Annotated in this window: 7 protein-coding genes and 1 pseudogene; 7 read left to right on the forward strand and 1 reads right to left on the reverse strand. The window is 45.4% G+C overall.

All coding sequences use genetic code 11. The features are described 5' to 3' along the window. Positions 1-223 (reverse strand): annotated as a pseudogene (locus QZZ41_RS13995) (adenylate cyclase); the annotation flags it as partial. A gap of 414 nt (positions 224-637) precedes the next feature. On the opposite strand from QZZ41_RS13995, the gene gltB reads away from it, so the two are divergent. From gltB to asnB, 7 genes are all read left to right on the forward strand, one after another. Next, on the forward strand, positions 638-5,173 hold the full coding sequence (gene gltB / locus QZZ41_RS14000; RefSeq protein WP_295073466.1) for a glutamate synthase large subunit: 4,536 nt from the start codon (positions 638-640) through the stop codon (positions 5,171-5,173). 3 nt (positions 5,174-5,176) lie between these two features. Continuing rightward, positions 5,177-6,661, forward strand: coding sequence for a glutamate synthase subunit beta (locus QZZ41_RS14005; RefSeq protein ID WP_295073469.1), 1,485 nt, complete (start codon positions 5,177-5,179; stop codon positions 6,659-6,661). A 13-nt stretch (positions 6,662-6,674) separates the two neighbouring features. Next, positions 6,675-7,952 carry a glutamine synthetase family protein gene (locus QZZ41_RS14010; protein ID WP_295073472.1) on the forward strand — a complete coding sequence of 426 codons (1,278 nt, stop codon included), beginning with the start codon at positions 6,675-6,677 and terminating at the stop codon, positions 7,950-7,952. A gap of 12 nt (positions 7,953-7,964) precedes the next feature. Further along, positions 7,965-8,546, forward strand: coding sequence for an ANTAR domain-containing response regulator (locus QZZ41_RS14015; protein ID WP_295073475.1), 582 nt, complete (start codon positions 7,965-7,967; stop codon positions 8,544-8,546). 14 nt (positions 8,547-8,560) lie between these two features. After that, positions 8,561-9,982 carry an amidophosphoribosyltransferase gene (gene purF, locus QZZ41_RS14020; RefSeq protein WP_295073477.1) on the forward strand — a complete coding sequence of 474 codons (1,422 nt, stop codon included), beginning with the start codon at positions 8,561-8,563 and terminating at the stop codon, positions 9,980-9,982. 52 nt (positions 9,983-10,034) lie between these two features. Beyond that, positions 10,035-10,499: a GNAT family N-acetyltransferase gene (locus tag QZZ41_RS14025; RefSeq protein ID WP_295073481.1), complete on the forward strand. Its 465-nt coding sequence runs from the start codon at positions 10,035-10,037 to the stop codon at positions 10,497-10,499. A 71-nt stretch (positions 10,500-10,570) separates the two neighbouring features. After that, positions 10,571-12,151 (forward strand): asparagine synthase B, encoded by a 1,581-nt coding sequence (asnB, locus tag QZZ41_RS14030; protein WP_295073484.1) that lies wholly within the window; start codon positions 10,571-10,573, stop codon positions 12,149-12,151. Positions 12,152-12,431: the final 280 nt, after the last annotated feature.

Here is a 12,431-nt window from a genome sequence, read left to right on the forward strand (position 1 = left end):
GACCGAAACCTATGAGAATGAAAACAACTGTACCGATACAGAAGTCCATTAAGTTTTTCATGATGATATTGCCTGCGTTCTTTGCACGGGTGAAGCCTGTCTCCACCATTGCGAATCCCGCCTGCATAAAGAATACGAGAGCAGCACCAATAAGGAACCATACACCGAAGACAAGACCGTTTGTCTCATCCATGGCTTGTTGTAAAATTGTCTGAGAGTCCATAAAACTACCTCCTAAATTGTTACAGCATAAATATCAAAGGGGTGAAGAAGTCCTCAGACTTCATACACCCCTTCGTGTATGGAATTAGTACTAATAACAAAAAAGAGCTACGGATTCCATATCCGCAGCTCCCTTGCTGTTTACATTGCAATTATAGTCCCTTGCAAGAGATTTGTCAATAGCTTTTTTGAAATTTGGCGTATCGCATATTTTTTAAGTGCTGTTAGCGCATAATAACTGTTGAAATTTAACGAAACGGCAAAAATCCTGATTTTCCTATTGACATTTCCGCTTTAACGTGATAAGATAGTTAAGAAAACAAGGACGTTTTAGCAGGCTATCTGTCTGTTGAAACGTTCTTTTTATTATAATCCGATCAATGGTGCTCGGATTATTGAAAGGTTAGTGAATGATATGGATAATTTTAGAGAGGAAGCTCCTTACCAGCAGCAAGGACTTTACAGTCCTCGTTTTGAGCATGATAACTGTGGTATCGGAGCAGTAGTGAATATCAATGGCGAACAGTCAAGATATGTTGTTGAAAATGCTCTCACCATCGTTGAGAAGCTTGAACACCGTGCAGGAAAGGACGCCGAGGGGAAAACAGGCGACGGTGTTGGAATACTTGTACAGATGCCTTACAGCTTCTTTATTAATGAAGTAAAAAAGCTTGGCAAGGATATCGGAGAAGAAGGGGACTTCGGTGTTGGAATGTTCTTCTTCCCTCAGAACGAGCTCAGACGCGACCGTGCAAAGAAGCTCTTTGAAAAGATAATAGATAATAACGGCATGGAATTCGTATGCTGGCGTGAAGTACCAACTTCAGCTTCAATACTTGGTCACAAGGCACTTGACAGTATGCCATGTATCATGCAGGCTTTTGTGAAGCGTCCTGATGAATGTCCGAAGGGACTTGACTTCGACCGCAAGCTCTTCGTTGCAAGACGCGAATTCGAGCAGTCCAACGATGACACATATGTATGCTCACTTTCAAGCCGTACAATCGTATATAAGGGTATGTTCCTTGTTGATGAGCTCAGAAGATTTTACACTGATCTTCAGAGTGATGAATTTACATCTGCTATAGCAATGGTACATTCACGTTTTTCAACTAATACCAATCCAAGCTGGCAGAAGGCTCACCCAAACCGTTTCATTGTTCACAACGGCGAGATAAATACTATCACAGGCAATGCTGATAAGATGCTTGCCCGTGAGGAGACTATGACCTGTGAGACACTGAAAAATGATATGCACAGGATACTTCCTGCTATAAATGTTAAAGGTTCGGACTCTGCAAGACTTGACAACGCTCTTGAATTCATGATAATGTCAGGTATGCCGCTTCCTCTGGCAGTTATGATAACTATTCCCGAGCCTTGGAAGAACGACAAGACAATATCCAAGGCAAAGTACGATTTTTACCAGTATTACGCAACTATGATGGAGCCTTGGGACGGTCCTGCGTCTATACTTTTCTCTGACGGCGACGTTATGGGAGCAGTCCTCGACAGAAACGGTCTCCGTCCGTCAAGATATTGCATAACCAATGACGGTTTCCTTATTCTTTCATCTGAGACAGGCTGTATAGATATCGCACCTGAGAAGATAGTTAAGAAAGACCGTCTCCGTCCCGGTAAGATGCTCCTTGCAGATACAAAGCAGGGTCGTATCATCGAGGATGATGAGGTGAAGTCAATGTATGCTTCACGCCAGCCTTACGGCGAATGGCTGGACGCAAATCTCGTTCGTCTCCACGATCTTCATATCCCGAACAAGGGAGTAAAGACATATTCAAAGGACGAGCTTGCAAGACTTCACAAGGCATTCGGCTATTCATATGAGGATATCCGTACATCTATCCTGCCAATGGCTGAAAAAGGTGCAGAGCCTATCGCTTCTATGGGAAGTGATATCCCGATTCCGCCACTGGACAAGCAGGCACCGCCTCTTTTCAACTATTTCCGCCAGCTTTTCGCACAGGTAACAAATCCTCCATTTGACGCTATCCGTGAGGAAGTTGTTACAGACACAAGCGTTTACATCGGCAAGGACGGAAATATCCTTGAGGAGCGTCCAGAGAACTGCCATGTTCTGAAGATCGAAAATCCTATCCTTACAGAGACTGATATGCTCAAAATAAAGTCTCTTAATCAGAATGGACTTAAATGCGCAGTTATCCCCATAACATACTACATCGGAACTTCACTTGACAAGGCTATTGAGCGTCTCTTCATTGACGCTGACAAGGCTTATCGTGACGGAGCATCTATACTTATTCTCTCCGACCGCGGTGTTGACGAGTATCACTGTCCGATACCTTCGCTCCTTGCAGTTTCTGCACTCCAGCAGCATCTCGTTTCCACAAAGAAGCGTACAGCAGTTGCTATGATACTTGAAAGTGCAGAGCCGAGAGAAGTACACCACTTCGCAGCACTTTTAGGCTACGGTGCCTGTGCTGTCAATCCATACCTTGCACATGAAACTATCCGTTCACTCATTGAGGACGGCTCGCTTGACAAGGACTTCTACGCTGCTGAGGACGATTACAACAGTGCTATTCTTCACGGTATCGTAAAAATAGCTTCAAAAATGGGTATATCCACTATCCAGTCCTATCAGGGCAGCAAGCTCTTTGAGGCTGTGGGTATTTCTCAGGAGCTTATCGACAGATATTTTGCAGGTACTGTCAGCCGTATCGGCGGTATCAGACTTGCTGATATAAGCCGTCGTACAGAAGCTCTCCATACAGCTGCTTACGATCCTCTCGGACTCTACGTCAGCAGCGATGTAAAGAGCGCAGGCAGTCATAAGCTCCGCAGCGGAAAGAGCGAGCATCTCTACACTCCCGAGACGATTCATCTTCTTCAGCAGGCAGCATGGACAGGCAGCTACGATACATTTAAAAAGTATTCCGAAGCTCTTAATCGTGAGGACAACGAGCTTACGCTCCGCAGTCTCCTTGACTTCAATTTCGACAGTTCCGCTGAGATATCTATTGACGAGGTAGAGTCGGTCGAGAGCATCTGCAAGCGTTTCAAGACAGGTGCTATGTCATACGGTTCTATTTCTCAGGAAGCACATGAGTGCATGGCAAAGGCTATGAACAGTATCGGCGGAAAGTCTAACAGCGGTGAGGGCGGAGAAAGCCCCGAGCGTCTTAAATCCGATAAATGTTCAGCTATCAAGCAGGTTGCTTCGGGACGTTTCGGCGTTACATCTGAATACCTCGTTTCCGCACAGGAAATACAGATAAAAATGGCACAGGGCGCAAAGCCGGGCGAGGGCGGACATCTTCCGTCAGGAAAGGTATATCCGTGGATCGCTAAGACACGTCACTCAACAGCAGGCGTTGGACTTATCTCACCTCCGCCTCATCACGATATATATTCTATCGAGGATCTTGCACAGCTCATATACGATCTTAAAAATGCCAACGATCAGGCTCGCATCTCAGTAAAGCTCGTATCCGAAGCAGGTGTAGGAACTGTTGCAGCAGGCGTTGCAAAGGCAGGCGCACAGGTTATACTTATCTCAGGATATGACGGCGGTACAGGTGCAGCTCCGAAGAGCTCCATATACAATGCAGGACTTCCTTGGGAGCTTGGACTTGCCGAAGCTCATCAGACACTTATGCTCAACGGACTTCGTTCAAGAGTCCGCATAGAGACAGACGGCAAGCTTATGACAGGCCGTGACGTACTTGTTGCAGCACTTCTCGGTGCAGAGGAATTCGGCTTTGCAACAGCTCCGCTGGTAACAATGGGCTGCGTTATGATGAGAGTCTGCAACCTTGATACCTGTCCTATGGGTATAGCTACACAGAATCCCGAGCTTAGAAAGCGTTTCCGCGGTAAGCCTGAATACATTGTGAACTTCATGCACTTCATAGCACAGGAGCTCCGTGAATATATGGCAAAGCTCGGTATACGCACAGTTGACGAGCTTGTGGGACGCACAGACCTTCTCCGTATCAAGGACAGTGCAGCCGAAAAGAATATCGACTTCGCAAATATACTTGCAAACAGCACAGTTGACGGCAAAAAGCATTTTGATGCTGAAGATGTTTACGATTTTGAACTTGACAACACCATAGACCGCTGTGTTATAATAAAGAAGCTGGGAAGTGCGCTGAAAAACGGAACTTCCAAGTCTATTTCCATTGATGTTGTGAATACAGACCGTTCTGTGGGAACTCTCACAGGTGCGGAGATAACACGTATCCATGGTGAAAACGTACTTGCTGATGATACATTCACAGTTAAATGTACAGGCAGCGGCGGACAGTCCTTCGGTGCGTTCATACCAAAGGGACTCACTCTCGAGCTCAGCGGTGACAGCAATGACTATTTCGGCAAGGGTCTTTCAGGCGGCAAGCTTGTACTTAATCCGCCAAAGGCTTCTACATTCAAGGCTGATGAGAATATTATCGTGGGTAACGTTGCACTCTACGGAGCTACCTCAGGCAAGGCATTTATCAACGGTGTTGCAGGTGAGCGTTTCTGCGTAAGAAATTCGGGAGCTACCGCCGTATGTGAGGGCGTAGGCGATCACGGCTGCGAATATATGACAGGCGGACGCGCAGTTATCCTCGGACGTACAGGCAAGAACTTCGCCGCAGGTATGTCAGGCGGTATAGCATATGTTCTCGATGAGGAGCATGACCTTTACACACGTCTCAACAAGGCACTTGTTTCACTTGAAACTGTTACTGAGGAAGAGGACATCGCCGAGCTTAAAGCTATCATCACCGAGCACGAAGAGGCTACAGGCTCTGAAAAGGCTAAACTGATACTCGCAGACTTTGAGCGTTATCTGCCATGCTTCAAGAAGATAATACCTCACGATTATGCGAAGATACAAAAGACAGTAACAAAACTTGAAAAAACAGGCATGAGCAGCGAGCAGGCTATGATAGAAGCATTCGAGCTCATCAGAAAGGAGGCGTGAGCCATGGGAAAAGCAACAGGATTTCTTGAATATGCAAGAACAGAAACAGCTGCAAAAGAACCTCTTGAGCGTATAAAGGACTTTAACGAGTTCCACGTACCGCTCTCGGAAGAAAAGCGTAAGGAACAGGCTTCACGCTGTATGGACTGCGGAGTACCATTCTGCCAGAACGGAAAAATGCTCTGTGGTATGATGTCAGGTTGTCCGCTGAACAACCTCATTCCCGAGTGGAACGACCTGCTTTATCACGGTCAGAAGGAACAGGCTTTGAGCCGTCTGCTTATGACCAATAATTTCCCCGAGTTTACATCGAGAGTATGTCCCGCACTTTGCGAAAAGGCTTGTATCTGCGGAGTTTACGATTCGCCGGTAACTACTAAGGAGAACGAGAATTCCATAATCGAATTCGGCTTCGCAAACGGTCTTATGCAGCCTCAGATACCCGCAGTAAGAAGCGGAAAGCGTATAGCTGTTATAGGCTCAGGTCCTTCGGGACTTGCCGCAGCTGATACTCTCAACAAGCGCGGTCACAATGTTACAGTTTTCGAGCGTTCCGACCGTGTTGGCGGGCTGCTTATGTACGGTATCCCGAATATGAAGCTTGAAAAGCATATCATCGAACGCCGCACAGAGCTTATGAAAGCTGAGGGCGTAGAGTTCAGAACTAATTCCAATGTAGGCGAAAATGTTTCCGCTGATGAGATAATGAGCAGCTATGACGCTGTTGTACTTGCCTGCGGCTCGTCAAATCCTCGTGATATCAAAGCCGAGGGACGTGACGCAGAGGGAATATACTTTGCAGTGGATTTCCTCAAAGCTACAACAAAGAGCCTGCTTGACTCCGAACTTAAAGACGGCAAATACATTTCAGCAAAGGACAAAAATGTTGTTATCATTGGCGGCGGTGATACAGGTAATGACTGTGTTGGAACTTCTGTCCGTCACGGCTGCAAGTCTGTGGTACAGCTTGAAATGATGCCTAAGCTCCCTGATGAGAGAGCCGAGAACAATCCTTTCCCAGAGTGGCCGAGAGTTTGTAAGACTGATTACGGTCAGGAGGAAGCTATTGCGGTATTCGGACACGATCCGCGTATTTACTGCACAACTGTAAAGGAATTCATCAAGGACGAAAGCGGTAAGCTGTCGGCTATAAAAACAGTTAAGCTCCAATTCGGAACAGATCCCGAAACAGGTAGACGTACCATGAATGAAATAGAGGGCAGCGAGGAGATCATTCCATGCGAATTATGTCTTATTGCAGCAGGTTTCCTCGGCTGTCAGAAGTATATTGCAGATGCATTCGGCGTATCACTTGACCAGCGCACAAACGTAAAAACAGCACTTGGCAAACATTCTACAGATGTTGATAAGGTATTTACCGCAGGCGATATGCATATCGGACAGTCTCTTGTAGTCCGTGCTATCCGTGAAGGACGTGATGCTGCGGCAGAGGTGGACGAATACCTTATAGGTTACACCAATCTATGATACGGAGGCTAAAATGATATATTCAGAAAATGAGATATTGCAGTATATAGAAGAAAATGATGTTAAGTTCGTCAAACTGACATTCTCTGATCTGAAAGGCAGACTGAAAAATATCTCTGTCCTTTCATCAGAGCTTGCAGTTACCTTTGAGCGCGGAGTGCGCATCACAGCAAAAAAGATAGCAGGCTTTGAGGCCGCAAACGGAAAAGACCTTTTCCTTTTCCCTGATGCTCAGACTATGACCGTTCTTCCGTGGAGACCTCAGCAGGGCAGAGTAATAAGAATGTTCTGCTATATCCGTTATGCAGACGGTACTCCCTTTGAGGGCGACGGAAGATACTTCCTTAAAAAGGCTATGAAAGCGGCAGTTTCAGCAGGCTATTGCTTCCGTTTCGGAACATCATGCGAGTTTACACTTTTCCGTAAGGACGATAATGGTATCCCGACTAAAACTCCGCATGATTATGCAGGATACTGTGATGTTGCTCCTGATGATAAGGGAGAGAATATCCGCCGCGATGTTTGTCTCACACTTGAGCAAATGGGGATACACCCTGTATCCTCACGCCACGAGAGCGGCTGCGGTCAGCATGAGATAGACTTCAATACTTCATCTGCACTCAAAGCGGCAGATACTTTTCTCAGCTTCAAATCTGCGGTAAAATCAGTTGCTGAATCTCATAGCGTACACGCAAGCTTCATGCCCAAGCCTTTGCATGATGACTGCGGAAACGGAATGCATATAAGCTTTACAGTTTTTCCCGACAATGATTTTATGGAGGAGAGAACTTCCGAGTGCGGTGATATCATAAAGAATGCCGCAGCAGGTATAATGAAGCATATCCGTGAATTTACTCTCTTTACAAATTCAAACGTGAATTCCTATGAGAGACTGGGCGAGTTTACAGCTCCCCGTGATATTATATGGTCGGACGAAGAGGGCTCACAGCTTATACGTATGAATCCTGACAGCGATAACCCATGCATAGAGTTACGTGCTGCGGACTGTGTATGTGATCCGTATTTCGTTCTCGGTCTTATGATATATTCTGCACTTGACGGCATAGTTGAAAAGCTTCCGCTTTCAGAAAAGAACAAGGGTACAGAGCGTCTCCCTTCCACACTTGAGGAAGCCATCAACTGCACAGAGAGTTCTGAATTCGTGAAAAAATACGTGCCTTCAAATATACTTGACGTGCTGCTGAAATTCAGCCATGAAGAATGGGCTGAATATTCTTCCGCATATAATAAGGAAGCATTCGAGGAAAAACATTATTTTTACAGTCTCTGACGGAGGTAAGCTTTGGAAAAAATTCTTGTAGTTTCAAGTAATAAAACAGCCTCTGAAGCTCTTGTGAATTTCCTCCGCGATTCGTTCAGATGTACTCCGAAACTTGTTGAATCGGCTTATCAGGCAAAAACAGTTTTCGATGCTGATCCGTCTGTGGAACTGGCAGTTATAAATTCTCCGCTTATGGACGAGTCGGGCTTTGAGCTTGCGGAATACATCATTGAAAATACGACTGCAAACTGTATCTTTATGATAAAGGAAGAGCAGACGGAAAAGATAGCGGGACGTGCTGAAAAGACAGGTATTATCATTGTCGGAAAGCCGTTCAGCAGAACCCTGCTCTATCAGCTGGTGAAAACGCTGGATATCGCTGTTAACCGTTCTTTAAAGCTGTATGAGGAAAATCGCAGGCTTGAAGAAAAGATAAACGAGATACAGGCAGTGGACAAGGCAAAGTTCATGCTCATGCAGTACAAGGGCATGACGGAGGAGGAAGCACATGCTTATCTTGAACAGTATGCCATGAATAAGCGTAAGAAGAAAAGTATTGCAGCACTGGCAGTGATCGATAAGCTGAGTGAGCAATACTTATGAGAGAGGCGTAAGAAATGTTTGACAGTATTCATGAGGAATGCGGTGTATTCGGTATATACGAGACCAAGACTTCTGATGTTGCTGCATCGGTCTATTTCGGACTTTATGCGCTACAGCACAGAGGTCAGGAGAGCTGCGGCATAACAGTCTGCGATGACGGTATATTCAGACATAAACGTGCAGACGGTCTTGTTTCGGAGGTGTTCAGCAGAGAAGAGCTGGATAAGCTCGGCAGCGGTAATATGGCGGTTGGACACGTTCGCTATTCCACAACAGGCGGACATAATCACAATAATATCCAGCCCCTTGTAATTCGCCATATCAAAGGTAATATGGCTCTCGTTCACAATGGAAATCTCGTCAATGCAGCGGAGCTCCGACGCTCCTTTGAGATGTCGGGAGCTATCTTCCACGGCACTTCCGACACGGAGGCGATCGCCTATGAGATAGTCCGTGAACGTCTCAGCAGCAATTCTACAGAAGAAGCTGTTGAGAAAGCAATGCCGAGACTTAAAGGTGCGTATTCATGCATAGTTATGACAGCTACAAAGCTCATAGCTTTTCGTGATTCTGACGGCTTCCGTCCACTGTGTATCGGCAGGACTTCTGACGGAGCGTATGTAGTTGCTTCGGAATCCTGCGCTCTTGAGACAGTTGGAGCTGAGTTCCTGCGTGATATAGAGCCGGGAGAAATAGTTGCCATTGGTCAGGAAGGTATGCAGTCTATACGTACCAACTGCACAAACAAGCGAAATATCTGCATTTTTGAGTACATTTACTTCGCACGTCCCGATTCTGTTATTGACGGTATCTCGGTACACCATGCACGTCTGAGAGCAGGTGAGCTGCTTGCAAAGAGCAGTCCTGTAGAAGCAGATATAGTTATCGGTGTTCCCGATTCTGGACTTGATGCGGCTCTTGGTTACGCAAATGAAAGCGGCATACCATATGGTATAGGCTTCATAAAAAACAAATACATCGGACGCAGCTTCATTCAGCCCGAACAGCATCAGCGTGAAAATGCAGTAAAGATAAAACTCAACGCTGTCCGCGAGAGCGTTGTGGGCAAGCGCGTCATAATGATAGATGATTCCATAGTCCGTGGTACGACAAGCGCGAGGATCGTAAGGCTTCTTCGTGAAGCAGGGGCAAAGGAAGTCCATGTGCGCATCTCATCGCCGCCGTTCCTGCATACATGTCATTTCGGTACTGATATCGACTCTGAGGAAAACCTCATAGCAGGAAAGTGCAGTTCTACGGAAGAGATAGCAAAGTATATCGGTGCGGACAGTCTCGGATACCTGCCTGTTGAATGTCTCGGCGAGCTTGTGGATAATCGTTTCGGTTACTGCAAGGGGTGTTTTACAGGTGATTATCCTGTGGATATTTCAGGTGCAGGAAGCAAAAACAAATTCGATGAAAAAATACATAAATAGAGCTTAAAATTGTATGAGCCTGTTATTATCATAGGCTCACATTAAAAGTACTATGAAAAATATCAGATATAAGTGGACAGACGCTGAAAACGCTGATTTCAGACGGTTTTATCTCATAACAGAGGAATACTATAACAGTCTTGTCGGCGGTCAGTGCAACAGGAGCGGTTTTATTCCGTACAATCTGTCAGACAGCATTCACGATGTGCTGATAGTTTATATAAATGATACAGCTGCTGCCTGTGCAGGGCTGAAAAGATATTCTGACTGTGACGTTGAGATAAAGCGCGTGTGGGTCGAGAATGAATACCGTGGAATGCATATAGCTTCCACTATGATGGATATGTTGGAGAAAATGGCAGCTGAGCAAGGCTTTGCCAGAACTATTCTACAGACAAGAGAAATAATGACGGCTGCCGTCAGTCTGTACAAGGGACGAGGATATTATCAGATAGATAACTATCCGCCGTATGACAGGCTTGAAGGTGCAGTCTGCTTTGCAAAGGATCTTATCTGAGAAATCACACAAAACTGTATTTCAATGGCGATATATGGTCTTATTACATCATTAATTCGGAGGAATAGAAAATGTGTACGATAATGGGCTACTGCGGCAAAGGCGGCAGTACAGAGGAGGTCGCAGAGGGACTTAAAGCAACAGTCTCACGCGGACCTGATGATGAAAGGATAATCGGATTAAAGGACGGTGTACTCGGTTTTCAGAGACTGTCCATAATGGGACTTACTCCCGAAGGAATGCAGCCATTTGAGCTTGACGGCAATTATGTTGTCTGCAACGGTGAGATATACGGCTTCAAGGCTTTGCGTGACGAGCTCAAAGCAAAGGGATACACCTTTAAGAGCGACAGTGACTGCGAGATACTTCTGCCGCTTTACAAGGAATACGGCACTGATATGTTCGCCATGCTTGATGCAGAGTTTGCCTGCGTGTTATACGACGGTAAAAACGGCGAATTCATAGCTGCCCGTGATCCAATAGGCATACGTCCGCTGTATTACGGTAAATCCGACAGCGGAGCAATGGTGTTTGCAAGTGAACCTAAAAACCTTGTAAAGCTCTGCAAAAAGATAATGCCTTTCCCTCCTGGACACTATTACAAGGACGGCGAATTCCACTGCTACTGTGATATCACAGCTGTTGATAAAGTCATTCACGATGACCTTGACACAGTGTGCAAGAATATCCACGATAAACTTGTTGCAGGCGTTAAAAAACGTCTTGACGCAGATGCAAAAGTTGGTTTTTTGCTTTCAGGCGGACTTGATTCATCACTTGTATGTGCTATTGCACAGCGTGAGAGCGACAAGCCTATCCGCACATTTGCTATCGGTATGAACACTGATGCGATCGACCTTAAATATGCAAAGCAGGTAGCTGATTATATCGGCAGCGAACATACAGAAGTTATCATAACCAAGGACGATGTTATAGCAGCACTTGAAGATGTTATCCACCTTCTTGGAACTTTCGACATCACGACTATCCGTGCAAGTATGGGTATGTATCTGCTTTGTAAGGCTATACACGAGCAGACAGATATCCGTGTACTTCTCACAGGTGAGATATCTGACGAGCTGTTCGGATATAAGTATACAGACTTTGCTCCTTCCGCAGAGGCTTTTCAGCAGGAGTCCGTCAAGCGTGTACATGAGCTGCATATGTATGATGTTCTACGTGCAGACCGCTGTATATCGGTAAATTCTCTCGAAGCCCGTGTGCCTTTCGGCGATCTTGACTTTGTGAAATATGTCATGGCAGTTGATCCTGAGATGAAGCTCAACAAGTACAACAAGGGCAAGTATCTTCTTCGTCATGCTTTTGAGGGAGATTATCTGCCGCATGATATTCTTTATCGTGAAAAGGCTGCATTCTCTGACGCAGTAGGACATTCTATGGTAGATTACCTCAAGGAGTATGCCGAAAAGTACTATTCAGATGAGGAATTTGAACTTGATTGCACAAAGTATGCTCATGCAAAACCATTCACAAAGGAATCGCTCCTTTATCGTGAGATATTTGATAAATATTATCATGGCAACTGTGAAATGATCGTTGATTTCTGGATGCCTAACAAGGAGTGGGAAGGCTGTAACGTAAATGATCCTTCCGCAAGAGTACTTTCAAACTACGGTGAAAGCGGAAAGTAACAAACATAATAAAGTAAGAAAGCCGCAGGGAAATTCCTTGCGGCTTGATTTTTATTATACCACTCAATTAGTGTGATAAATTTTAAGTTATATCGCTTTGAATTTGCACCTATCAAAGGCGAGGCTGTGATCAATGTCAGGGCATCCGACGGAAAGCCATGCAGTCTCAATGTAAAACCTGCTGCATCTTTAACCTCGACAACATCAACAATCTCAAGCATAACAACTATTATAACAAGCACTGTCACAGGGCAGCACTTTATTTTTTTAAACGAAAGGT

The organism is Ruminococcus sp. (assembly GCF_016283395.1).

What these genes read in the sequence shown, in the direction of transcription:
- QZZ41_RS14005 (WP_295073469.1), top strand. Translation starts at nt 5,177, where the DNA reads ATGGGAAAAGCAACAGGATTTCTTGAATATGCAAGAACAGAAACAGCT.
- gltB (WP_295073466.1), top strand. Translation starts at nt 638, where the DNA reads ATGGATAATTTTAGAGAGGAAGCTCCTTACCAGCAGCAAGGACTTTAC.
- QZZ41_RS14010 (WP_295073472.1), top strand. Translation starts at nt 6,675, where the DNA reads ATGATATATTCAGAAAATGAGATATTGCAGTATATAGAAGAAAATGAT.
- QZZ41_RS14025 (WP_295073481.1), top strand. Translation starts at nt 10,035, where the DNA reads ATGAAAAATATCAGATATAAGTGGACAGACGCTGAAAACGCTGATTTC.
- purF (WP_295073477.1), top strand. Translation starts at nt 8,561, where the DNA reads ATGTTTGACAGTATTCATGAGGAATGCGGTGTATTCGGTATATACGAG.
- asnB (WP_295073484.1), top strand. Translation starts at nt 10,571, where the DNA reads ATGTGTACGATAATGGGCTACTGCGGCAAAGGCGGCAGTACAGAGGAG.